The sequence below is a fragment of the Apilactobacillus apinorum genome, assembly GCF_001281175.1.
In the GTDB taxonomy this organism is placed as follows: domain Bacteria; phylum Bacillota; class Bacilli; order Lactobacillales; family Lactobacillaceae; genus Apilactobacillus; species Apilactobacillus apinorum.
The window spans coordinates 531,771-555,679 of the sequence record NZ_KQ440396.1; the positions used below are offsets into that span (position 1 = coordinate 531,771).

The following is a 23,909-nucleotide window of genomic DNA, read 5'->3' on the forward strand; positions in this document are numbered from 1 at the left end:
AAATAACGGCTTTTTATTATGCTTTCTTTTTCTTCATGCATAGGAAGATATAACATAAGATTCCAGCACCAATAAAGATGAATCCATTTGTAATCGCTAATCGGTCAATTCCTGAGTAAAATGCACTGTGAACGATGGATGCAATCCAATCGCTGTGCATCTTAGCAGTAATGTCACTAGCTGAGAATGGACCGGCATTTTCAAATAAATGCATTAACTTATCTGGTAGTTTGGAAACAACTAAGCGATCGTTATATGAAGATGTTAGTGCTAAACCTAGCACGACAACCCCTAAACTAGTTCCAAATTGTTTACCAACATTTAGCAATCCAGATGTCATCCCGATTTCCTTTGGTTCCACTGAACTAACGGCAATGTTAGATGATAGCGGATTTACAAATGCATTTGCTAATCCAAGTGTGATAAAGGTAGGAATCAAACCAAACCAGTGGTTAGAACTTCCTAAGAACACTGGTAAAACAAACATTCCAAGTCCAGCTAAGACAAATACCAAACTAATAATTAATCCTGGATTTATCTTAGTGGCAATCTTGCCTGAAATAGGTCCAATTACTAATGAAAATGCACTAATTAGCATTAATTGCGCTCCACTTTGTAGTGCAGAGTATCCCATGTAATTTTGCGATAAAATAATAATATAGCTAAATGCTGAATAAATAGATACCCCTAAAGTTAAATTAGAAATGGCGCTACCGACTACATAACGATTAGTTAGTAGTTTTAAATCTAACATTGGACTTGAGAAATGATGTTCCCAAAGGACAAATACGATGATCAATACCACTCCGATTGCTAACAATGCGAAGACATGGTAGTTGAACCATGAGTATTCATAGTGGGTTTCTTTTTGAATTAAACCTAAGATAATACTGAACATAAATGCGAATGATAATAACATCCCCAAGAAGTCAATCTTACCTGAATTAAAGGTCTTAGAAATTGGAATGTATTTAACACTCATAAATAATGCAATTACTCCAATTGGAATATTCATTAAGAAAATTGATTCCCAACTAAAGAAACTAAGTAGGATTCCACCGAATAATGGTCCTAGTGCAGTTGATAATCCAGCGACACTTCCCCAGATACCAAGTGCTAAACCTCTTTGAGATCCTTCAAAAATATCGGCGATAATGCTCATGGAAAGACTTAACATTCCAGCTCCACCAATACCTTGAATTCCTCTAAAAATGATTAAATAAGTAATACTTGGCGCTAAGCTACAAGCAAGTGAGAAAACAGAAAATAATACCAATGAGATGATAAAAATTCTTTTTCTCCCTATTAAGTCCCCTAATTTAGAAATTAGGAACAATACCGCAGCAAACATTAAAGTATATGCATTAATCACCCATTGTAATTGGCTAAAACTACTGTTAAAGCTACTTTGAATGGTTGGTAATGCGACGTTTACAACGGTTACATCTAGTAATCCCATAAAGAAACCTAGACAGACGGCAACCAATGCAAACCATTTATTACGACTTTGCATAAAAAAGTCTCCTTCGTCTAAATATTTCCTCCGTGCCTATCTAACACGAGACCCACCTGCTGACTATGCAATCAGCTTTTACCCGCCAAGGAAATAAATTTGAACACTAATTTTCAACTATACTATTTTAAAAAATAAAAGCAAGCAAAATCTTTTTGCTTGAATTAGAAATCATATATTAAGTATAATTCAAATGACTAAAAGAGGTGGTATTTTTGAACTACAGTAAATACTTAGACGACTTAAAATACGAAAGTCCAGATACAGTTTTAGGTAGTATTATGAGCCAAGCTGGTTTTCCTGAATTAGATGACATCAAAGATGCCTGTGACATTTTATATTTAACAGATGATCCAGATGATCATGAAATAATTAATCAACATCAACCCATGTTTTATAATATTAAGGAACATCGTTTAGTGAATAAACATGATATTATTGATATCATTGCACAACTTGAAAAAACAAAAAAGTGAAATCATTAAAAATGATTTCACTTTTTTTACTTTATAATTTCAATTTTTAGCTAATCAGTGGTAGTCTACTACTTGTATACATTAAATAGGGAGGGTTGGCTATGAAAATATTATTAGGAGAATTCATCGGAACATACCTAATGTTATCGCTAGGCTTAGTTACCAGTGTCATTATTAATTACTTCTTATTTCCCAATGGTCAAAACCGTTTTTTAACTGGTTTTTACTGGGGAATTAGTATTTTAATTCCATCCCTCTTAACTAACTTTTTCTTCGGCACCGCTGAATATAATCCGGTAGTGTCATTAACGCTAGCTATCAATCATCAGATTAACTGGTTATTAATGATTGGTGCGATTATTACCCAAATCTTAGGAGCCTGGTTAGCATCATTAACCGTTAAAGCAGTTTGGTCAAAATGGTTAGCCAGTTTACCAGTAAATTTGAACTTCTACGCAACAGTTCCACGTGACGTCAATAACTGGCGCCGTAACTTTAGATGGGAAATCATCGGAACATTCTTAATTATCGTTAATACTGAAATGCAAAGTAACATTAATGCTGTTTGGTGGATTAAAACGATGTTTTCATCACTATTAATGATGGTCATCATTAGTATTGTAGCTCCGATTACTGGAGCTGCATTCAATCCCACCCGTGACTTAGTGCCTCGTTTCTTCTTCTCTAGAACCTACGACAAGCGCTTATCACAATGGCAATATGCGATTGTTCCTTTTTTAGGACCTATCATTGGTGCCGTTTTAGGAATTATCTTTACACTATTGTTTAATCGGCTTGTTTACAAGTCATAATCGCAAAGGCATTTTCACCTGTGTGAACTGACACAATTGATGAAGTGTATTGAACTGAAACTGTAACGTTTGGGAATTCTGCTTCCAAGCGTTTTTTTAGTTCATTTGGATATTCGTCACTACCGGTGTAACTAATCCCAATAAATTTGTATTGGTTACCCTTGTTTTCTTCTAAGTATTGGTCAAACCATTTTGAGATAGTCTTCTTACCGCGACCTTTTAGTTGTAACTTTAAGTCATCTGGAAGCAATTTGAAAACAACGTGTAAGTTCATCATCTTAGAAATGATTCCAGTAGCCTTACTAATACGACCACCCTTCATTAAGTTTTCTAAAGTTGACACACCGATGTATAATTCTGAGTTTTCAATGTCTTTATTAATTTGGTCAATAATTTGATCACGTGTAAAATCACCTGATTTAGCCATCTTTGCAGCTTGAACAACTAAGAAGCCTAAACTTTGGTCGATGTAGTGAGTATTAACTACTTTAACATCACCATCAGCAATTTCACTTGCTTGCATTGCTGCATGCACTGTTCCGCTTAATAGGTCAGTCATGTGTAGTGATAAAACAGTATCGCCATTTTGAGTTAATTCGTTGTAAACTTCAACAAATTGGCCAATGGAAGGTTGACTTGTGGTTGGAAAATCACCTTTTGGATTGTCCTTAATGTATTGGATTAATTTATTACCGTCCATATCAATGCCATCCTTGTAGGCATCGGTACCAATATTGACGTTTAATGGAATTACCTTGATATCAAATTCTTTTAATACAGCATCACTTAATAATGCAGTTGAATCTGTCACAATTTTGATCATGTTATATCTCCTCAAATGGTATTTTCTATCTCAATAATAACGGTATTTGTCTTATTTTTCACTAATTATTTATAATAAATTATAATTATTCATATAATTTAAAAAAACAGCCATCTAAATGACTGTTTTATCAACTATTAAGCGTCTTTGCTAGTTTGAAATTTCATCAACAAAAAGCGACAAATTGGCCCAACTATCACTAATTGAAGTGGTAGTGCGACAATCAAATTCGTTAACCATGCGTGTCCATATAGTCCCCATGATAAGTTATTAAAACCAAAAGTAACAATAATTCCGAAAACAGACATTAAAGTCACCATTCCTAACACCATCATAGTAGAAATACTTAGCGCAATTTTGATTGGTGTTTGTTTCCATTCCGGCTTAAATATATAATTAAAAAAGATAAACTTAACGAGTGGTCCAACTAGGGCCAAATCTAAAATCGCAGCAACGATTAACGCAAGTGGGTATCCCTTTAGGATTTCCATTACTAATCCAACCTTGATTCCGCTTGATAATACGATGTTATAAGTTTCCATTACGATAACCATTAAACCAGCCATCATTGCTGTAAATAGTAATTCTTCCTTTAAATTTCTAGGCATATTAATTCTCCATTTCTTTAATCTACATATTTTAGACTAGCATATTCAAAATTTTTTCATAAGTTACAATTTGATTACAAATTCAATCACGTCAGGAGGTGATCGTATCAATCATATCGGCATTCGCGACTTAGTCGAATTCACATTAAGAAGTGGTGATTTAAACGCTAAGTTAAACAGTAATAATACCGCCAAACAAGGTGCTAAAATCCATCGCAAGTTACAAAACAGTAAGTACAAAGCTTTTGAAACTGAATACTATCTAGACAACACTTTAAAGATTAATGATATTGATTTTAAAATCGAAGGCCGTGCTGACGGTGTATTAGTCAAAGATAACACCGCTGAAATCATCGAAATTAAGACATCGGATGTTCAATACGAGCAACTTTCCGAAAGTATGACAACGCTTTATTGGGCACAGGCTAAAGTCTATGCGCACTTTTTGATGTTAAAAGAACCTATTTTAAAGAGTGTTAAATTAACTCTGTGCTACGTCCAAACTCCTGATGAAGACATTACGACTGAATCGATTACGATTAGTAAAGACGATGCTAAAACCTTTTTCAATGAGTTAATTAGTGAATACGAAGAATGGCTGAAATTAAGAACCGACATTATTAAGCAACGTAATCAAACTGCTAATCAAATGCCCTTCCCATTTGAACAATTTAGAGATGGCCAACGTCAATTTAGCGCCGTCGTATATAAAACAATTGTTAATCATAAACATCTATTTGCCCAAGCTCCTACTGGAACCGGAAAGACGATTTCGACTCTCTTTCCGTCAATTAAATCAATGGGTAAAAATATCGCTAACCGCATCTTTTATTTAACAGCTAAGCAAAGCACTCGTGTTGTCGCTAGTGAAGCAGTGGATTTAATGATGGACAAGGGATTATTCATTAAAACGATTACCTTAACCGCAAAAGATACAATCACATTTGATACGGAAAGAAACTTAAAACCTGAAGATAATCCATATATGATTGGCTATTACGATCGACTCAAACCAGCCATCAAGGATATCTTAACCAATCACAATCAAATCACTCGTGCAGTGATCGAAGAATACGCTGAAAAATATAAAATTGACCCATTTGAATTTTCATTAGACGTTAGTCAATTTTGCGATATTATCATCTGTGATTATAATTATCTCTTTGATCCACAAGTCCATCTACAACGTTTCTTTACCGTCGAAGATCCAGATAATATTTTCTTGATTGATGAAGCCCACAACTTAGTTAATCGTTCTCGTGATATGTATTCAGCTGCTGTTTCAAATGAAAAGTTAGATCAATTAATTGAGGAAACTGATGATAATGAAGACATTGAACGCTTACATAAAGCCTTTAAAAACTTCAAACAATCATTTACCATTAACGCCAAAATTCTCACTGATAGCGACGAAGAATACATTCATTTAGATAATCCATTAAGTGCTTTTGGAAAACAGGTTAATAAACTGTGTAACGTCATCAATGACTGGTTAGGTCGAGATGATCGTGATGAGGCCCTAAGTGATTTGGTAGTTGATTTTTACTTCTCGCTATTAAGTTACCAAAGAATTGCCGAACTTTACGATGATACGTTTAAGACCAGATTATTTTATGACCGTAATCACAATGTCATCATCAAATTATTTTGTATGGATCCAAGTCCATTTATTGGTGAATCACTGCAATTAGGCGGTAGTGCAATATTATTCTCAGCCACACTATCACCAATGGATTATTACCAACGTGTCTTAGGAGATGAAGAAGATAGCATCACCTATGAAATTCAATCACCATTTAATCCCGTTAATCAACAAATAATCGTGACTAATTACATTGAAACAACTTATGCTAAACGCCCTGCTAGTATTCAGCCAATCATTAATACGATTGATGCAATGATTGAAAGTAAACCCGGTCATTATTTAATCTTCTTACCTTCTAATCGTTACCTATCAGACGTAGTTGAAGCATTTCAAAAACAACATCCATTAGTAGAAACTGCGATTCAAACTGCTGATATAACTCCTGAAGAGCGCCAAGATTATATTGATAAATTCAAAGAAAATTCCGATACAACTTTAGTTGGTTTTGCACTTCTCGGTGGTATTTTCTGTGAAGGAATCGATTTAAAATACAATCATTTAATCGGTGTCGGCATCGTTTCAGTCGGCCTTCCTGGTTTAAATCCGGAAAACGATTTAATTCGTTACTTTTTCGATGCGGAAAATGGTCATGGATTTGATTTTGCATATCAATTGCCTGGTCTGAACAACGTCTTTCAAGCAGCAGGAAGATTAATTCGTACTAATCAAGATATCGGAAACGTTATCTTAATGGATCAACGTTTTAGCCAAAATAGATATCAAAAATTATTCCCTGCTAATTGGCATGCGGGCAATCTAATTAAATCATTTAATCAAAACCAAACTAAACAAGCATTAGACAATTTCTGGAAAATGCACAAATAAAAAAGAGCCGAACGGCTCTTTTTTTATTTAATTTGCATCCCTTTTTTCATCTTATCAACCATTTCATCGATTTCTTCATCGGTCACAGGTTCTTCTTTTTTACGACTAAAGAACGCTTTTACACAGTTTTTAAAACCCTTTGGTGATTTAGATGTATGAAAGTGAACTTTACCTGTTTTATTTTCTTCCTTAATATGAACTCTTAAATCTTCAGCAATATTATCCAATTTATCTTGAACTTGATCTTTCACTTTGTTTTGCATTTCTTCACTAATCTTTTTTTCCATATCCTCACCGATTTTATTTTCTGACATATATAACACTCCTTTTTAATTGAATGAATCACTTGGTGATAAATAATTTTGCTTAATGCTAGTTTTGCATTTTGTTTACTTTTACTTTATTTCTAGTATACATAAGCATTCCTACTAAGGATGTAAACAATAAAATCATTCCTAAAACACTAACAATATTTATCAAAGAAGTAATTTTTGAAAATATACTTATACAATATGACCCTATGGTTAAAATTATTGATTCACATAGCGTAGCCATCGATATTGCAGAAGCTCTCGCATTATCGTAAGCCAATTCTTGTATTTTGTTTTCAAATAGTATGTTCCACATTTCAAATATTATATTAACCATAATTAGTCCAACTAAAACAAAAATCATGTTTCCGACTAAAAAGAATGAAAAGATTCCTAAACTGAACGTTTGTAACAACACTATTAATTTATCTTCAGATATATATTTTGTTATTTTATATAAAATTAAAACCAATACAGCAGCTACCAAGGATATGCTTCCAAACACTGTAGATATTAATTGTGTAGAAATATTAAAATTCCTCATAATTAATGGTCCGTATTGATAACTTATAGTAATTGCTGCAGATGAAAAACTCATCGACAATACAATCCATCGGAAATCTTTTTCTTTATATACGAATGATATAAATGTTTTAATTACGCTTTTAAATGTATCATCACTGCTAGCAGATTTAATATCATCTTTATTAATACTTAAAATAATTATTGCCGATATTATTCTGATAAGAATTGCTATTATAAACATTAATGACCACGAATAACTTGCAATCCATCCACCCGATGCATTACCAAGTGCCATGGCTAAAATACCTATAAAGTTAAAGTATCCTAAGTATTTTAAATATTTTTGTTTTTCACTTTCTTCAACAGATTCATACAAGATGGAAACATCTGATCCTGAAATCAATGACAATCCTAATGCAAATAATATAAATCCGACATAAACCAGAATGTGAACATTAGCAAAGAAGAACGTAATCAAATACAACACGCATATAACTTCTCCTAATACTAAAGCATTTTTATGGCCAATTTTATCCGAAATGATTCCTGAGGGAAATTCAAATATAGCTTGTGAAATTGTGAATATCCCTTCTAACAATGCTATTTCAGCAATAGACCAGCCCTGATTTTTTAAATAAATCATCCAAACAATGACTTCTAACATTATGTTAGAAAAACCATTGTATAATAATATTTTTTTCATTTTTTACTCCTAATTAATATGCTTTTCACGATACTTAAACGAAATTACATAATTAAAATCATACCGACTACTTTTTAACTTAATGCATTAAAGTCAATCACTTGGTGATAACGTTTCAAGTCTTCATCAGTGTAATGATGAATAATTTAGCTAATTGAACAATCCCAAATAATAAGAATTGCACCATATGGATTAATGACTTACTAACTGACATATTAATTAAATTAGATAAAACAAACGCCGCCACAAAATCAGTTAAACTAGCTCCAATAGCAAATACGTTTAACAGCACAAATCAAATTTTTGAATAATATTTTAATATAATATTATCCCCCTATATGTACTTGAATTGAACCTTATGTATAGTTGATTCTAATTGAATTATAACTTATTTTTAATGTTATTAAAAGAAATAAAAAAGCCGTTACTAAAATAGTAACGGCTTAATAGTTAAATTATTTTTCTAAAGTAACGCAAACCCCTTCTGGAACAAAGAAATCTTTTTGGACAACTGATAACTTACCAGTCTTAACATCTCTTTCATATAGGGTAGCATCATTTGTGTTTTGGTTAACCACAACGACAAAAGTTTCGTCTTCGTTGAAGTTAAAGTCACGTGGGAAGTCTCCTTCAGTACTAATCAATTGGATTAATTCGACTGAACCATCATCGGCAACTTCAAATGCTGCGATTGAGTTGTTACCACGGTTAGATACATATACAAACTTGCCATCATTAGATAAACGAATTGCGGCAGCTCCGTTATGGGCTTCCCAATCATGTGGAATAGTATCAACGATGTGTTTTACATCCATGTGAGCAGTCTTTTCATCATAACTTAGAACAGCTAATTTACTGCTTAATTCACCAACAACAAAAGCAACGTGTTTTTGAGCATCAAAGACGATGTGACGAGGTCCAAATCCAGCTTCCATTTTAATAGTAGAAGCTTGAGTTAAACTACCATCATCTGCAATATCATAAATGTATACACGATCTTGACCTAAATCAACAACCGCTAGACGACCATCTGGAGTTAAATCAGCATAATGAGGGTGGGCACCGTTTTCTTGTTCTGGTCTAGGACCAACGTCTCCGGAGTGCACCACTTTATTTTGGTAAGCTAGCGAACCATCAGATTCAATCTTGTAAACCATCACTTCACCAGTGTGATAGTTAGCAGTGTAAACAAATTGTCTGCCTTCATCAACTGTAATGTATGCTGGGTTAGTATCTTCATTCAAGCATAGGTTAACTTCAGTTGCTGGACGAGAACTATTATCCAGTGCCATTGCGCCACCTTTACCGTCTGCACCCTTGTCGACAGCATATAAGCGATTAGCTTTTGAAACAGCAACATAAGTTGGGTTGCCTGCTTTAGCAACTAATTGTAAATTTTGTAATTGTTTTTGGTCTTTATCCAATTCGATTTCATAAATTCCTTCACTTGCATCTCTGGTATAAGTACCAACTAAGAATTTTTCAGTCATCATTAAATCTCACTTTCGTTTAAAATTTAATATTTCTCCTCTATTATTACACACTTTACCACCAATGCTAAATAATTAATTTGTCTTTTTACGGGTTGCAAAAAATAATTATATCGATATAATTAAGAATGCATGATAATAATTAAGTTTTGATGAGAAAAGTACATGATGGAGATTGCAAAGAGAGCTCATGACTGGTGAAATTGAGTGAATTGAAGTCATCGAAAATGGTCTCTGAACTTTCCAAAGTGATTTAATTTAGCCTTGGACGTTAGTGTACGTTACAACACGAAGGAATCAACAGGTTCCGGATAAGATAGTTGATGATGAAGTATCATCTTACTATGAACTAAGGTGGTACAGCGAAGCATTCGCCCTTTTTGCAGGGGGTGGATGCTTTTTTATTTACATAAAAGGAGGATTTATTTTATGAGCAAGCACCATTTTTCCAAAAATTTAAAAACCAGTAATTTAATTACCATGTCACTTGGGGGTGTCATTGGTACTGGTATCTTTATGAGTACCGGTTATTCAATTCAAACCGCCGGACCAATTGGTACCGTCTTAGCATACGTAATTGGATCGGTTTTAGTCTGTATGGTCATGGCCTGTTTAGGCGAATTATCAGTGCATGACCCTAATACCGGAGCATTTCATACATATGCTAGTAAATACATTAACTCCGGTGTCGGTTTTGTTACCGCCTGGATGTATTGGTTAACTTGGACCATCGCGTTAGGTTCAGAATTCATCGCCCTAGCAACGATTGGTCAACAATATTTCCCGTCAATTCCAGTCTGGGGATTCAGCTTAATTTTCACCGTTATCATCTTATTATTAAACATTATTAACATGCAGTTATTCTCATCTAGTGAGTTCTGGATGTCATTAATCAAAGTATTGGCATTAGCTGTCTTCTTAGTGATTGGAATCTTTATTATCTTTAAAATCATCCCTATCCACCATACCCATTTCACACCATATTTCGGTCAATTAACTAAAAATGGGATTTTCCCAAATGGTTTATTACCAGTGATTTCAATCGTTTTATCAGCCAACTTTGCATTCTCTGGAACTGAAATGATTGCCGTTGGTGCTGGAGAAAGCCAAAACCCGGAAAAGACAGTTCCACAATCAATCAAACATACTTTAATTATCTTGGTGATTTTATTTATCGGAACTATCATTGCATTAGGTTCAATCTTGCCACAAAGTGATTCATCACTAGCGCAAAGTCCATTTGTTACCATCTTACAAAATATCAACGTTCCTTACGCTGCTGACATCATGAACTTAATCTTATTCATCACCATTTTCTCTGGTGCTAACTCTGGGGTATATGCAGCTTCAAGAATGCTTTGGTCGCTAGCTGATAAGAAGACCTTGCCACAAGGATTGGCTAAATTATCTAAAAACGGAATCCCCGTTTACGGACTAATTTTGACCATCGCTGGTGGATTATTATCACTATTTTCCAGCATCTATGCTCCTAACACCGTTTATCTGGCATTAACTGCCATTTCAGCATTTGCGGTGGTATTTGTTTGGCTCGTGATTGGTTGGGCGCAATTAAACTTCCGCCGCCAATATTTACGTGCTGGTCATCAATTAAGCGATTTAAAATACAAGACACCACTATACCCACTCTTACCAATCTTGGTAATCATAATTTGTATCTTGTCACTATTCGGAATCGCGTTTGATCCAAACCAACGCATCGCGATTATCATCGGAATTCCATTTGCCATTATTTGCTATATTTGGCACGAATTAATTTACAGAAAGAAGGATTAATATGACTGAATTAAAAAATTGGCTAAACAATCAACAACACATTTTAATCGATAGTTCGATGTCAACCGGACTAGAAGAACGCGGATTAAATTTAAATTCTAAACTATGGACAGCAGCTGTAATTGAAAGTCATCCTGACTTAATTGTTGATGTTCACAAAAAATATTTCGATGCTGGTTCCAGCATTACCACTACCAACACTTATCAAGCTAGCGTAGCTGGTTTAACTAGTAATGGATACAGTCATGATGAAGCAATTACGTTAATTCAAAAAGCGGTCCAACTAGCTGACGATGGTCGTAAACAATCCAGTAACTCTAATCCCAAATGGATTGCGGCTGGAGTTGGACCTTACGGTGCCTTTTTAGCCAATGGCGCTGAATATACTGGTGATTATGATTTATCTGAACAAGAATATATCGACTTCCACCGTGAACGCATTGAAACGGTAATTGAAGCAGGTGCAGATATTTTATTATTAGAAACCTTACCTAATTTAAATGAATTAAAAGCACTGCTTAATTTCGTAAAACCACTAACAATCCCCGTAATCGTCGCTTTATCACTAAAAGATGAACATCATTTAGCTGACGGATCAGATTTAGCAGTCGCAACACAATTACTGGAAGCTAGCGATAACGTGATTGCCTATGGTTTAAACTGTACTCACCCTAATCTAGTTACGCCAGCTTTAAAATATTTAATTCAAAACCATCCAAACCATAAACCATTTATCGCATTCCCTAATTCTGGTGCGTCATACAATCCAGAGATTAAAGAATGGAATCACGATGACTTATCTTTTGAAGCATTCGATGCACTAATTCAAGAGTGGTTCGATTTAGATTTGAAATATGTTGGTGGTTGTTGTTGTATGACTGAAGCGCAAGAAGAACACATTCATCAACATTTCTTCTCCCAAGTTTAAGTAAATTTCTTTCATCTTATTCTGATTTTCTCTATAATAGAGGAATTAAGTGTTAAAGGAGAGTCGTTATGCATAGTTTTGAAGGATTACGTCCAATTATCACTAATCATTTCTACTTTGATTGGTTAACCAAGTTCCCAGTCAAAGATGTGATTGCATTCCAACAACGACAAGATCGAGATGCTGATCTTGATAACACTAGTCAATTTATCAATGCGACGATGAATGATGTTATGAGTCAAAAAGGTCTTTTATGGGGAATTAGTAACAAAAATGATAATCGCTTTATCGGTGTCGCTGGGATTGCTAATCTAAATGATGAGACTGTCACAATCTATGTCAATGTCGTTAATATGGCTGATAACGAAGAACTAGAAATCATTAAACGCATGGTGCAAATGAAGGAAAATTACTTTGCTGACAAGCCTCATAGTTTTATGATTAAACCACTTTCTGATAGTTTAGATAAGCAAATTAATAATCTTAATGCATAATTTATTTGCTTTATTCGCTTTTTAACCTTATTATTAGGATAGAATAATTATAAACTAGGGCGAGGAGGAACTTAATTGTCTGAACAAATGTATGAAAAAGCATTATCTACCTTACGAGAAAATAATATTAGAATTACTCCACAAAGACAAATTATCCTGAAGTATCTAATTAACCATGATAATCACCCTTCTGTCGAAACAATTTACGAGGCGTTAAAAAAAGAATTCTCAAACTTAAGTATTGCTACTATCTATAACAGCTTACAGTTGTTTGAAAAGTTAGATATTATCATCGCATTGCCGGCAGAAGATGGCGGAATTAGATATGACTTTTTCGGTTCACCCCATTTCCATGCGATTTGCGAAAATTGCGGTGAAATTGAAGACATTGAGTTTCCTAACTACAAAAAATTAGAAAAGCAATTAGCCAAAGCAGCAATGCAACAAGCTGGATTTCAAACTAGTAAAACCCATATCGAAGTTTTTGGGTTATGCAAAGACTGCATTGAAAAAAGAAAAAATGAAGACAAATAAAAAGAGAGCAAGAGCTCTCTTTTTTTATTTGCGTAAATATTGTTCATACATGTAGTTATTTTTACTTAAAAAGTTAATTTCCATAATGTTATTAATTCGCATCGTTTTATTCGGATTTTGTTCTTCGTTTAAACCAGACAAATATTCTGAATCATTTAATGTCATCACATGCTCGGTTAATAAGACAATCTTGCCATGTTCAATATAATCATCATCAATTGGCCCGACGCTAATTACTTTTTCTTTTTGAAAGCATTTTAATAAAATCTGGCTCATGCTGTCGGCGTCCAAAGCTTTCCATTGGATTAACAAGTCATACGGATCATATAAGTGATTCAGCTTATTTTGTTCGATATAGTAATCTAACATTTGCGTATATTCGGTTTCAAAACGGACTTCTAAAATATCAGCTTTCAAAAAAGCACTAACCGTATCTAATGAACCATTTAAATCAATCGTTAACACTTCAACAAAGTCGCCAATATCACGCAGAAAATACCCTAGCGAAAAACTATCTAAGTCGTATCCATCCCGGGTTTTAGAATACCATTCACCTAAACGTTGATCTCCAATATATTGGTCGTTAGTTACTATATCCATATTGGCACCTTCTTTATCGTCATTCTTTTTGCTAACTATACTCCATAATTTGGCATTTGTAATTCATCTGATACAATTAAATATGATAAATAATATAGGGAGTGCTTAAATGAACCGTAAACAATTCTTCATCGTCATGTCAATCGCGTTAGTATCCTTCTTGGCTACCGTTGATATGAGCATCGTGAATACCGCGTTACCGCAAATTTCCAATGACTTACATATTCCAATGAACCAAGCCGAATGGATTTCATCGGCGTACTTAATTTTAATTTGTATGTCATTAATCTTATTTGGTAAATTAGGAGATCAAGTTAGTAAATCACGCATCTTTCAACTAGGAACACTTTTATTCACAGTTAGTTCCCTAGTTTGTGGATTATCACAAAATCTGGTCGTACTATTAATCGCCAGATGTTTTCAAGGATTAGGGGCTTCTATGACAATGGCTACTAATCTTGGAATTATTACTGAAACGGTCCCATTTTCACTTCGTGGCCGCGCTTTAGGAATTAATACCACTATTGGACAAGTCGGCTATATCGCAGGCCCTGCGATGGCTGGAATCATTTTATCTTTTGCTAATTGGAACTGGATTTTTCTATTCAATGTTCCAATCGGAATCTTCGCCTACTTCTTTGGTGAATTCGTCTATGATAAGACTAAAATCAAGCCTGAAAAAATTAATATCGATTGGCCTGGTTTTAGTTCATTAGCAGTTTTAATCGGCTTGTTCTTCATCGGTATTTTCATGGGGCAAGAAACTGGTTTTAACAATCCGTTAGTAATCGGCTGCTTTATCTTAAGTGCCATCTTATTAATTCTTTTCATTTACATCGAACAACATGTTGAAGAACCAATCTTAGCGTTGAGCTTATTTAGAAACATTGGTTTCACCATTAGTATTATTGCTTTGATGTTAATGTACATCATTATTTACTTTAATAATGTACTCCTACCATTTTATATCCAAGATACGCTCAAATTTAGCCCGTCTCACACTGGTTTATTAATGAGTGTTCTTCCGGTAGTCAATGTCTTTACCGCTTATCTAGGTGGGGTTTTATGTGATAAATACGGTGCTGTCTTTATGTCAATTCGTGCTTCCATTATTTTCGTGATTGCTGAATTAATTTTCGCGCTAATGCAACCAAATCACACCTTGATGTTAATGCTATTAGGCTTCGTAGTTTTCTCCACCGCGAATGGTTTGTTCCAAAACAACCCAATGGTGATGGAAAACGCCAGCAAGGATCAACAAGGAATTGCCGGTTCAATTTTAGCATTAAGTAGAAACGTCGGATTTACCTTAGGATTATCAATTTCGACTTCAATTTTATACACAGCCATGAGTGTAAAAAATGGGCATAAAATTACCACATACCCTACCGGAAACGACCAACTATTCGTTTTCGGAATGCACTTCACTTACATGATTGCTGCTGTCATCATGGTGGGGGTTATTATCATGTTATTGTGGTTACAGCGTAATAAAAAACAAGCATAGAAAAAAGCTAGTGATTTAAAATCACTAGCTTTTTTATTAACCTAAGAAATGTCTTAGTTTACCCATTTTTTCGATTAGAATCATACGAACTTCAGTATCATCAATACGAACTAAGTCGTTTGCTAATTTAGCATGTTCTTTTTCGTCTTCGTTAGTAGGGCCTGCTTGAATGTCAAAAGCACTTTCAATTGCTTCAACATCTTCTTGGACACCCCTCCAGGCTGGATTCTTTTCAATTAATGATTCAATCGCATCATGGCTGTAGTACTTCAAGACATGTGCGAAATCGTGTTTCATATTTGGATAGTATTGTTTTAATGCTCTGATTTCATCATCAGTTAATTCCTTCAAGACACGACCAGTTCCTAATACTTCAGGTGGGACCCCAACTGAATATAGTGACCCAGTAAATGTAATCGCACGTGGCATCTTGTAGCCATCAACATCACGTGAGTATCCAATGATACCAACGTGTTGATGTCTATCACGACGTTTAGGGAATGAATCAAAGACTGATTGTAAGTCATTTATTAGTGGATCTAGAGTTTCATGATATTGTTTAGCAGCTTTATCAGCGATTGATAATAATGTTTCTTGGTCATCATCGTTAATAATCTTGAATGCGTTGCGTTGTAAACCATCGCGTAACTTAGCAACTGCTGGTTTAACCACTGTTTCTAAATCAAAATCATATCTGAATGCTGATTGAATTGTCGCAGTCTTTAATCCTGGGAATTCTTCTAGGTAACGGTCAACCATTTCAGGTGATAGTCCCCCTCTAAAGATAGCACTACCAGTCCCGGCGATTGGATAAATATCGATACCACTTTCGTGTTCGAATTCACCTAACTTAGTTAGCGCTAACTTGTTCCCAATAATACTGTTCAAGAATCCGTTAGATAAAGCAGAATCGGAACCGGCTAAGAACACACGTAAGTATTTTATGTCTTCACCGAATTCTTCTTTATAAAGTTCAACGTATTTAGCTAAAATCTTTGGTGCATTGTATTGAGCTTCAAAACTTTCGAATAATGGAATCATTCTTAAACGGTCGTTGTTCGCATGACCATTTTCAAATTCCTTTGATTTAAAGTGAGCTAAACTAGAGAACTTTTCTTCCATGTTCACTAATTGTTCAGCGGTTCTAGCCATTGGTAGAATTGCTTCAAACAATGGACGGTCTTTAAATCCTAAGTCTTGCGCAAAATCCTCTGCTAATAAGATGGTCGTCATCGCTTGCATTAAACTGTAACCAGTTTCTTCCCAAATGTTAGGTAAACGGAAAGTTAGGAACTTATCGTTACCTAGTGGGTGCTTGCTGAAGTAATCGTAATGTTCAGAATATAGTCGATCAATTACAGAAGCATCAGCATGTTTTCCTTCCCAATCCCACATGTATTCATCAGCATCTAGTTGAGAGTAATTTTGATATGCTTCATTAATTTCGTTAAATGCAGACACAAACTTGTCGTTGTCACCCTTAAAGAAAGGCACGTTCGCGTTATCTGGATGTTGTGTCCCCATGATGTTCGGTATTCTTCTGTCCATAATAATTACCTCGCTATTTCAAAAATTTTTCAATTCGTTTTAGTGCTTCTTCAATTACTTCTTTAGAAGATGCGTATGAAAGACGGATGTAGCCTTCCCCACCAGGGCCAAACGCATTTCCTGGAATTACACCAACTTTAGCTTCGTATGCTAAATCTAAAGCAAACTTTTCGTCATCCAAACCATATTCAGCAGGGATTTTAGCAAACATGTAAAATGCCCCTTTGGGTTCTGGCATGCTGAAACCAAGTTTAGTAAGACCATCGCGTAAAATATCTCGTCTTTCTTGGTAAATCTTAGCCATTTCGACTGGATCGTTTTCACCATTTTTAAGTGCTTCTGACGCAGCCACTTGTGCTGAATTAGTTACTGATGTAACTACAAAGGCATGCACCATTCCGATTTTTTTAATAATTTCTTGTGGACCACAGATGTATCCAACACGGTAACCGGTCATCGCATGCGATTTTGATAATCCACTGATATAAATTGTTTGTTCAGGAAGCATGCTAGCAATTGAGTGATGTTCAACACCGTAAGTTAAATCACTGTATATTTCATCTGATAAAACATACATTGGGTGTTCTTTGATAATCGCTGCTAACTTGCTTAAGTCATCTTTTGAGTATTCTACTCCAGTTGGATTACTTGGGTAGTTCAATAAAATTGCCTTTACTGAATCGCCATGTTCATCTAAGACAGCTTGTAGTTTTTCAGGTTGTAAAACAAAACCATCATCTGAAGTATCTACTTTAATTACTTCTCCACCTAAAATGCTAATAATTGGGAAGTATAGAGCAAATGTTGGGGTTGGGACAATTACTTTGTCGCCCTTATTTAAGATAGAAGCAAATGTTGAATATAGTGCTTCAGTAGCTCCAACAGTCACAATTACCTCACTATCAGCATCATATTTTAAATCGTACTTATTGGCTAGATGATTTACAATAGCATCTCGTAATTCCTTCTTACCAGTTTGATCCGCATAATGAGAATCATTATTTAAGATACTATCGACACTCGCTTGTTTTACGTGTTCAGGTGTATCTAAATCTGGTTCACCAATTGTTAATTTAATTAATCCATCAACACTAGAAATCTTCTTATCAAAGCCTCTAATTCCTGATGGTGCTAGTACGTTTAGTTGCTGGTTATGCAGTCCAGCAAGGGATGAAGATAAGTTGGGCATTGTGTTTCCTCCTAAATATGCAAAATTGGACCTATCGAAAATAAATTCAATAGGTCCAATTGTCAAAGTGCATCATATTGATAATTATCATAATATAAAAGCGCTAGAATTACAACGTCTTTTTAATGTTTCTCTAATTAAAATCAAATTTTACGGGGTTAAAATTTAAGCGAAGATATGCTTATTTCATCTATCAATTAAATGATTTTTTCGCGGTTTTAAATTCGACTTTACAAGTTTATTTTTATGGATTATACTAATTCTTAATTAATAATCATTCTAAAGTAAGGAAGTGTTCAATCTTGAGAAAACAAAGTTTAGCACAAAAAATCAATATCATTAGAGCTGGTGTTATGGGTTCTAATGACGGAATCTTATCCGTTGCTGGAATCGTTATTGGGGTGGCTGGAGCCACCAGTAATACTTTCGCTATTTTCATTTCCGGGATTGCGGGGATGATTGCTGGAACGGTTTCAATGGCAATGGGTGAATATGTTTCAGTTAATACTGAAAGTGATTCCCAAAAGAAATCCGTCGAACGTCAAGAGTATCTGTTGACTCATAATTACAACCAAGAATTTGCCTTAGTCCAACAAAAATACATTGATAGTGGGATTTCTTCAGAACTAGCCCATCAAGCAACCGCCGAAATGATGAATAAAGATGCTTTAGTGACCACAGTGCGTGAAAAGTACGGCTTTAACGTTAACCAATTCACTAGTCCATATGCGGCAGCGATTGCTTCCATGCTCTCATTTCCGACTGGATCAATCTTACCCTTAGTGGCAATTACACTATTTCCATCCCGCATCAAAGTAATCGCTACCTTCGTTGCCGTTATTATTGCCCTATCCATCACTGGATATGCAGCAGCGGCGTTAAGTAATGCTAACAAGCCCAAATCAACCATTAGAAATATTGCATCTGGTGTGATTACGATGATTGTTACTTATTTAATTGGACTATTAGTCGGTAGTTTAGCCTAGGAGGAATTATAATGAAGAAAACCAAACAAAAACCTACCATGGACGAAAAACTAAACACACTAAGAGCCGGTGTCTTAGGTTCTAACGACGGGATCTTAACCGTCGTAGGAGTGCTATTTTCCGTTGCGGTAGCAACACCAAATATCTTTACCATTTTCATTGCTGGTCTATCTGACTTATTAGCTTGTGCCTTTTCAATGGCTTCTGGCGAATATGCATCGGTTAGTTCCCAACGTGATGCTGAAAGTGCTTCCGTCGAAAAGGAACGTCAACTTTTAAAAACTAACTTCGTAGGTGAAAAACAAGCTGTCATCGATTTTTATATGCAACGTGGTATCACTGAAGGCACTGCGATTCAAATTGCCGATGAACTAATGGCCAAAAAGCCACTGGAAACCTTAGTTAATATTAAATACAACATGGAATTAGGTCGCTACATGAACCCTTGGTCAGCAGCATTTTCATCCCTCTTCTCCGCCGCGTTAGGAGGACTCTTCCCATTATTGGCAATGAGTTTAACTAGTGGTGCTTATAGATGGCCTGCCACAATCTTAGCAGTAATTTTTTCCGTTGGCTTGACTGGCTTTTTGAGCGCTAAATTGGGGGATGGTAAAGTTAAAACCGCGGTTATTAGAAACATTATAATTGGGATATTGACCATGATCATTCACTACATGACTGGAGAAATTATGAATCAATTCTAAAAAAGAGACTACTAGGTAGTCTCTTTTATTTTAAGTAACCTTTGGCTACTTCCTTATATAAATCAATAAATTGATAATATGATTTTAAATCAATGTTTTCATCTGCCCGGTGTGCGGTATCATTCCCTGGTCCTAAGATAAAGACATTCAAATCTGGTTTTTCAGTTTGGTATTGTGAGGCATCGGTACCCATCGATAACACCCCGGTCTCCAATTGCGTACCTAATTGATCTATCGAAGCTGTTTGAATAACATCTACTACTTCAGTATCTAATGGACTGGATACCGGGTTACCACTAAAGTTCACTTCTAGTGATAATTGATAGTTACTATCTTGATTAAACTTGGCGATAATCGCATTTAAATCATCGACGATTTGTTGATTAGGTAATTGTGGAATCGTTCTAACCATCACTTGTTCAAACGCAAAATCAGGAATCGAATTAACCTGCTTACCACCTTGGAAAATGTCGGGAGTATAAATAGTAGTTCCTAGGTCATCGTCGGATTGCATTTTCTCAGCAAAATATTTCTTTTCGGCGCTTCGATAATTAATTAAATTATCAATCGCATCAATCCCTAATTCTGGGGTGGAACTATGCGCTGCTTTTCCGACACTTTTGACGGTGTAAATTAAGGCTCCCTTATGCGCGTAAATCAACTTATGTTGGTTTTCACCCGCTTTTTGAATTCCGGTTGGTTCACCAATAATCATTGAATCCACGTCATCAACTAACCCGTGTTGACACAAATAATGTGCTCCGCCTTGGGTTAACTCTTCTGAAATCGTAGCCATAAATTTCAAGCGGCCATTTAATTTAACCTTCGCTTCCTGGAGTTCAATAATGGCAATCGCCATTGCGGCTAAACCAGCTTTCATATCGGTGACACCACGACCGTACATTTTATCACTAATCACTGTGGCTTCAAACGGATCCTTGGTCCATTCTGATCGATTATTTTCATGAACTGTATCTTCATGACCCGCAAAGGCTAAAACCTTACCACTATCATGCCCGATTTCTGCAACAATATTACTGCGCTTTTCAAACTGATCAATGACTTCATTTTTAACATGATGTTTATCAAATAGATCAGATAAATAATTCGCAATTTGTTCTTCGTTATCGTTTACCGTATTTATCGCTATTAAGTCCTTTAGTATCGATAATTTTTCTGCTTCTTGCATTATGTCACCTCACATCAAACTAATTTTGATAATAAAAAAGTAGAGAATCATCTCTACTAAAAACTATAATAATCTAAAATTTTGTGAATAAAGCAATTGAACAATCAATAATAAAACGTCAACCGCAACAAAGAATCCAACAGCGGAGAAGAAAGTTAATCTAACCACTTGTAATTTCTTGTGGGTAACTTCTTTGCTTAAAGTAGTTAATTTCTTTTCGATGGTTGGTAATTGTAGTGCTGAATAAATATAGAAAGCTTCTACAATAAACATAATAATTAGGACATAACTATTTGCCATTTCTGGGAAAATAATACTAAAAATAAATGTCGTAATTACGATTGCTAAAACCGCAATTTGACTCATCATCAAAAATTGTTTTCTTTGTGATAACTTAATTTGGTTAAGCTGCGTTTTATCATTAGCGACTAACGCTTGAGTTTCTTTATTAACCGCTTTATTCAATTTCATAATTTTAGGTAATGTTTCATAGGCACCAAATAGTAATAATCCAATGACTACGAAAAATAGAATTAAATAGATTAGTGTATTCATATCATTTCCTACTTTCTGTATGTAATATTTTTATTATTACACCAAATCTTTCGGAACAAAAGCGAATTACTCACTAAATGGCGTTTCTTAATACTATTTTAAATATTTGTCGAACCATTCATAAATATCTTTAAAACGTTTCATTCTTAAACTAGGTAACCCATTTCTAGAGAAACCATGGAATGATTGCGGATATCTAATGTAGTCAACATCTGTTCCGGTTTGTTTAATCGCGGTAAATAATGCTTCACTTTGGTTAACCGGACAACGCATGTCCCATTCACCATGCTGAATTCTAGTTGGTGTTTTAACGTTAGGAGCATACTTTAATGGTGAGCGGTCCCAGTAGTATTCCAAGCCGCCTTCATCGTATAAGTCCATCCCTAATTCGGTGCGAATAAAACGAACGCCAATATCGGATGTGCCATATAATGAATGCCAATCAGAAACTGGACGTTGAACAATCGCCGCATTAAAGCGATTGGTATGCCCTACCGCCCAGCCAGACATAAAACCACCATATGAACCACCGGCAATAAAGGTATTTTGATTGTCTAAATCAGCGAATTGCGTTAACGCAGCATCTAAACCACTTAAGACATCATCGTAATCTTCATCCCCGTAATGGCCAATCACCGCAGATTCGAAATCTTGTCCATAACTGGTGGAACCTCTTGGGTTAACATAAACAATCGCATAACCACGACTAGCTAATGCTTGGAATTCGTGGAAGAATGTTTCACCATAATTAGCTTGTGGTCCCCCATGCACGTATAAGATGACCGGCAAATGATTACTGCTGCCGGTGTATTTTAATACCCAGCCTTCAACGGTCGCTTTCCCATCTTTAGATGGCGTTGAAAATGGTGTTACATCAGCATATTCGTGTTGAGTACTGAAGTTTTCATTCGGATCGTATTTTACCACTAATTGTTGGCCCAGTAATTGTACTAATTGACTAGGCACTTCTGGAGTAGAAACATCCAAGAAAATTTGGTCATCAATCACGGTTAAATCGACAATGTGGCAATGACCTTCATATACCTTCGTTAAGGTGTCGCCAGCTTTTTGCCAAACTTGACTGTGACCATGCCAAGTAGTGGTAAAGACGGCTTCGCCATTATCTTTCCAGACAAAATGCTTCCCTGGATTTTGAATAAAGTCGCCGGTAATGCTACCAAAGACTTCACTTTCTTCTTGTGATAATTTAACTAATTTATCTGCGCTCACTTTATAGCTATATAACGCGTTCACAGTCGCATTTGGGAATTGGTAATCGTTTCCGGCAACCACGATTTCTTCATTATTAGGCGCATATGTGGCAAAACTGAAAATTCCATTGGAAATCGCTTTAGTGATATTGGTTTCAGTATCTTTAGTTAAATCAATTTCATAAACCGCTTCGGTATGGTCTGATTTGGTTTTTAAAGTCGGATTAGTTTGTTTAATTACTAACAGATGATTATGCTTGGCATCCCCATCTTGTAAACTTAAATCATATTTGGAACTATAAACCTGATTACCTTGGTTTAATTTCACGTTAAAACGATAAATTAGGTTATCGGCCTCATCATCGACCCAACCGATTCCATCGTGGCGATTATCAAATCGTCTAACGTGTCTGGTATCTGGGAATTGACTAGTCTTAAATTTAGCAGGCACCTTACTATTTGTTCCTTGATAGAAAACAGTTTGATTGTCTTTTCCACTCACAATTTTACTAATCTTTTGATCTTGGGTTAATTGTTGCGCACTTCCACCATCAAGTGGCATGCGCATCAAATCACCATTATGTACATATACTAAGTAATTACCCACGGCGATTGGCGAGGTATTCTTACCGCCATCAGTCCATTTGATAATCTCATTATTTTGGTTAATGCTTATGATATCTGAATAATATTCATTATCGCCCTCATCGACGCGATTTAAGACCGCAAAGATTTGGCCATTAATATTACTTACTTGTGTTACTGATTTTAATTGAAATAAATCAGTGGCTTTAATTTTTTTACTCATAAATAACACCCCTTTCAATTTACTATAGTATCTTTTTTTATCCATTTAATTGCAATAAAAAAGCCCTGACCTGAACCCCTAAAGTTGGAGGATGGTTATGCAATTTTCTGGGAGGAATTAATCCGGTACCC

23 protein-coding genes and 1 other annotated feature are annotated in these 23,909 nt (G+C 35.2%); of the genes, 10 read left to right on the top strand and 13 right to left on the bottom strand.

Going from position 1 to position 23,909, the window contains the following annotated elements; translation table 11 throughout:
- Positions 1-16: 16 nt before the first annotated feature.
- The gene (locus tag RZ74_RS05475) at positions 17-1,513 is read right to left on the bottom strand and encodes an MFS transporter (protein ID WP_053950404.1); all 1,497 of its coding nucleotides are present in this window, start codon (positions 1,511-1,513) and stop codon (positions 17-19) included.
- Between the two features lie 215 nt (positions 1,514-1,728).
- Between RZ74_RS05475 and RZ74_RS05480 the strand changes: the two genes are divergently transcribed.
- A complete protein-coding gene (locus RZ74_RS05480) occupies positions 1,729-1,989 on the top strand; it encodes a hypothetical protein (RefSeq protein ID WP_053950405.1) in 261 nt (86 codons plus the stop codon).
- Between the two features lie 101 nt (positions 1,990-2,090).
- On the top strand, positions 2,091-2,801 hold the full coding sequence (locus RZ74_RS05485) for an MIP/aquaporin family protein (protein ID WP_053950406.1): 711 nt from the start codon (positions 2,091-2,093) through the stop codon (positions 2,799-2,801).
- On the opposite strand, the gene RZ74_RS05490 is transcribed toward RZ74_RS05485, so the two are convergent.
- A complete protein-coding gene (locus tag RZ74_RS05490; RefSeq protein ID WP_053950407.1) occupies positions 2,776-3,624 on the bottom strand; it encodes a DegV family protein in 849 nt (282 codons plus the stop codon). The two genes, RZ74_RS05485 and RZ74_RS05490, sit on opposite strands and share 26 nt — an antisense overlap.
- A 137-nt stretch (positions 3,625-3,761) precedes the next feature.
- Positions 3,762-4,232: a DUF2798 domain-containing protein gene (locus tag RZ74_RS05495; RefSeq protein WP_053950408.1), complete on the bottom strand. Its 471-nt coding sequence runs from the start codon at positions 4,230-4,232 to the stop codon at positions 3,762-3,764.
- Positions 4,233-4,302: 70 nt separating this feature from the next.
- Between RZ74_RS05495 and RZ74_RS05500 the strand changes: the two genes are divergently transcribed.
- Positions 4,303-6,702 (top strand): ATP-dependent DNA helicase, encoded by a 2,400-nt coding sequence (locus RZ74_RS05500; protein ID WP_237756935.1) that lies wholly within the window; start codon positions 4,303-4,305, stop codon positions 6,700-6,702.
- 23 nt (positions 6,703-6,725) lie between these two features.
- On the opposite strand, the gene RZ74_RS05505 is transcribed toward RZ74_RS05500, so the two are convergent.
- The 4 genes from RZ74_RS05505 to RZ74_RS05515 form a co-directional block, all read right to left on the bottom strand.
- Positions 6,726-7,016 carry a hypothetical protein gene (locus tag RZ74_RS05505; protein ID WP_053950409.1) on the bottom strand — a complete coding sequence of 97 codons (291 nt, stop codon included), beginning with the start codon at positions 7,014-7,016 and terminating at the stop codon, positions 6,726-6,728.
- 58 nt (positions 7,017-7,074) lie between these two features.
- Positions 7,075-8,241 (bottom strand): MFS transporter, encoded by a 1,167-nt coding sequence (locus tag RZ74_RS05510; RefSeq protein WP_053950410.1) that lies wholly within the window; start codon positions 8,239-8,241, stop codon positions 7,075-7,077.
- A 115-nt stretch (positions 8,242-8,356) separates the two neighbouring features.
- Positions 8,357-8,533 carry a hypothetical protein gene (locus RZ74_RS06970; protein ID WP_187291403.1) on the bottom strand — a complete coding sequence of 59 codons (177 nt, stop codon included), beginning with the start codon at positions 8,531-8,533 and terminating at the stop codon, positions 8,357-8,359.
- Between the two features lie 163 nt (positions 8,534-8,696).
- A complete protein-coding gene (locus RZ74_RS05515) occupies positions 8,697-9,731 on the bottom strand; it encodes a lactonase family protein (RefSeq protein ID WP_053950670.1) in 1,035 nt (344 codons plus the stop codon).
- Between the two features lie 140 nt (positions 9,732-9,871).
- Positions 9,872-10,113: a binding site (T-box leader), on the top strand.
- A gap of 47 nt (positions 10,114-10,160) precedes the next feature.
- Here RZ74_RS05515 and RZ74_RS05520 point away from each other — a divergent pair.
- From RZ74_RS05520 to RZ74_RS05535, 4 genes are all read left to right on the top strand, one after another.
- Complete coding sequence (locus RZ74_RS05520) at positions 10,161-11,525, top strand: amino acid permease (protein WP_053950411.1); 1,365 nt, start codon at positions 10,161-10,163, stop codon at positions 11,523-11,525.
- A gap of 1 nt (position 11,526) precedes the next feature.
- Positions 11,527-12,453, top strand: a complete 927-nt coding sequence (gene mmuM, locus RZ74_RS05525) for a homocysteine S-methyltransferase (RefSeq protein WP_053950412.1) — start codon at positions 11,527-11,529, stop codon at positions 12,451-12,453.
- 68 nt (positions 12,454-12,521) lie between these two features.
- On the top strand, positions 12,522-12,947 hold the full coding sequence (locus RZ74_RS05530; RefSeq protein ID WP_053950413.1) for a hypothetical protein: 426 nt from the start codon (positions 12,522-12,524) through the stop codon (positions 12,945-12,947).
- A 75-nt stretch (positions 12,948-13,022) separates the two neighbouring features.
- Positions 13,023-13,481, top strand: coding sequence for a Fur family transcriptional regulator (locus RZ74_RS05535; RefSeq protein WP_237756936.1), 459 nt, complete (start codon positions 13,023-13,025; stop codon positions 13,479-13,481).
- A gap of 24 nt (positions 13,482-13,505) precedes the next feature.
- Here the strand turns inward: RZ74_RS05535 and RZ74_RS05540 are convergent, their stop codons facing one another.
- The gene (locus RZ74_RS05540; RefSeq protein ID WP_053950414.1) at positions 13,506-14,081 is read right to left on the bottom strand and encodes a hypothetical protein; all 576 of its coding nucleotides are present in this window, start codon (positions 14,079-14,081) and stop codon (positions 13,506-13,508) included.
- Between the two features lie 109 nt (positions 14,082-14,190).
- Between RZ74_RS05540 and RZ74_RS05545 the strand changes: the two genes are divergently transcribed.
- Positions 14,191-15,588: an MFS transporter gene (locus tag RZ74_RS05545; RefSeq protein WP_053950415.1), complete on the top strand. Its 1,398-nt coding sequence runs from the start codon at positions 14,191-14,193 to the stop codon at positions 15,586-15,588.
- Between the two features lie 36 nt (positions 15,589-15,624).
- On the opposite strand, the gene ppcA is transcribed toward RZ74_RS05545, so the two are convergent.
- Both ppcA and RZ74_RS05555 read right to left on the bottom strand, forming a co-directional pair.
- Positions 15,625-17,136, bottom strand: a complete 1,512-nt coding sequence (gene ppcA / locus RZ74_RS05550; RefSeq protein ID WP_053950416.1) for a phosphoenolpyruvate carboxylase — start codon at positions 17,134-17,136, stop codon at positions 15,625-15,627.
- 13 nt (positions 17,137-17,149) lie between these two features.
- Entirely contained in the window at positions 17,150-18,325 is a 1,176-nt protein-coding gene (locus RZ74_RS05555) for an aminotransferase class I/II-fold pyridoxal phosphate-dependent enzyme (RefSeq protein ID WP_053950417.1), read from the bottom strand.
- Between the two features lie 299 nt (positions 18,326-18,624).
- On the opposite strand from RZ74_RS05555, the gene RZ74_RS05560 reads away from it, so the two are divergent.
- A complete protein-coding gene (locus RZ74_RS05560; RefSeq protein WP_053950418.1) occupies positions 18,625-19,311 on the top strand; it encodes a VIT1/CCC1 transporter family protein in 687 nt (228 codons plus the stop codon).
- A gap of 11 nt (positions 19,312-19,322) precedes the next feature.
- Positions 19,323-20,015: a VIT1/CCC1 transporter family protein gene (locus RZ74_RS05565; protein WP_053950419.1), complete on the top strand. Its 693-nt coding sequence runs from the start codon at positions 19,323-19,325 to the stop codon at positions 20,013-20,015.
- 25 nt (positions 20,016-20,040) lie between these two features.
- On the opposite strand, the gene RZ74_RS05570 is transcribed toward RZ74_RS05565, so the two are convergent.
- From RZ74_RS05570 to RZ74_RS05580, 3 genes are all read right to left on the bottom strand, one after another.
- Positions 20,041-21,204 carry an ArgE/DapE family deacylase gene (locus RZ74_RS05570; protein ID WP_053950420.1) on the bottom strand — a complete coding sequence of 388 codons (1,164 nt, stop codon included), beginning with the start codon at positions 21,202-21,204 and terminating at the stop codon, positions 20,041-20,043.
- Positions 21,205-21,267: 63 nt separating this feature from the next.
- Positions 21,268-21,759, bottom strand: coding sequence for a hypothetical protein (locus tag RZ74_RS05575; protein ID WP_053950421.1), 492 nt, complete (start codon positions 21,757-21,759; stop codon positions 21,268-21,270).
- A 93-nt stretch (positions 21,760-21,852) separates the two neighbouring features.
- A complete protein-coding gene (locus RZ74_RS05580) occupies positions 21,853-23,778 on the bottom strand; it encodes an alpha/beta hydrolase family protein (RefSeq protein ID WP_053950422.1) in 1,926 nt (641 codons plus the stop codon).
- Positions 23,779-23,909: the final 131 nt, after the last annotated feature.

What these genes read in the sequence shown, in the direction of transcription:
- RZ74_RS05485 (WP_053950406.1), top strand. Translation starts at nt 2,091, where the DNA reads ATGAAAATATTATTAGGAGAATTCATCGGAACATACCTAATGTTATCG.
- RZ74_RS05515 (WP_053950670.1), bottom strand. Translation starts at nt 9,731, where the DNA reads ATGACTGAAAAATTCTTAGTTGGTACTTATACCAGAGATGCAAGTGAA.
- RZ74_RS05565 (WP_053950419.1), top strand. Translation starts at nt 19,323, where the DNA reads ATGAAGAAAACCAAACAAAAACCTACCATGGACGAAAAACTAAACACA.
- RZ74_RS05530 (WP_053950413.1), top strand. Translation starts at nt 12,522, where the DNA reads ATGCATAGTTTTGAAGGATTACGTCCAATTATCACTAATCATTTCTAC.
- RZ74_RS05555 (WP_053950417.1), bottom strand. Translation starts at nt 18,325, where the DNA reads ATGCCCAACTTATCTTCATCCCTTGCTGGACTGCATAACCAGCAACTA.
- RZ74_RS05580 (WP_053950422.1), bottom strand. Translation starts at nt 23,778, where the DNA reads ATGAGTAAAAAAATTAAAGCCACTGATTTATTTCAATTAAAATCAGTA.
- RZ74_RS05520 (WP_053950411.1), top strand. Translation starts at nt 10,161, where the DNA reads ATGAGCAAGCACCATTTTTCCAAAAATTTAAAAACCAGTAATTTAATT.
- mmuM (WP_053950412.1), top strand. Translation starts at nt 11,527, where the DNA reads ATGACTGAATTAAAAAATTGGCTAAACAATCAACAACACATTTTAATC.
- RZ74_RS05510 (WP_053950410.1), bottom strand. Translation starts at nt 8,241, where the DNA reads ATGAAAAAAATATTATTATACAATGGTTTTTCTAACATAATGTTAGAA.
- RZ74_RS05545 (WP_053950415.1), top strand. Translation starts at nt 14,191, where the DNA reads ATGAACCGTAAACAATTCTTCATCGTCATGTCAATCGCGTTAGTATCC.
- RZ74_RS05475 (WP_053950404.1), bottom strand. Translation starts at nt 1,513, where the DNA reads ATGCAAAGTCGTAATAAATGGTTTGCATTGGTTGCCGTCTGTCTAGGT.
- RZ74_RS05570 (WP_053950420.1), bottom strand. Translation starts at nt 21,204, where the DNA reads ATGCAAGAAGCAGAAAAATTATCGATACTAAAGGACTTAATAGCGATA.
- RZ74_RS05490 (WP_053950407.1), bottom strand. Translation starts at nt 3,624, where the DNA reads ATGATCAAAATTGTGACAGATTCAACTGCATTATTAAGTGATGCTGTA.
- RZ74_RS05540 (WP_053950414.1), bottom strand. Translation starts at nt 14,081, where the DNA reads ATGGATATAGTAACTAACGACCAATATATTGGAGATCAACGTTTAGGT.
- ppcA (WP_053950416.1), bottom strand. Translation starts at nt 17,136, where the DNA reads ATGGACAGAAGAATACCGAACATCATGGGGACACAACATCCAGATAAC.
- RZ74_RS05505 (WP_053950409.1), bottom strand. Translation starts at nt 7,016, where the DNA reads ATGTCAGAAAATAAAATCGGTGAGGATATGGAAAAAAAGATTAGTGAA.
- RZ74_RS05495 (WP_053950408.1), bottom strand. Translation starts at nt 4,232, where the DNA reads ATGCCTAGAAATTTAAAGGAAGAATTACTATTTACAGCAATGATGGCT.
- RZ74_RS05575 (WP_053950421.1), bottom strand. Translation starts at nt 21,759, where the DNA reads ATGAATACACTAATCTATTTAATTCTATTTTTCGTAGTCATTGGATTA.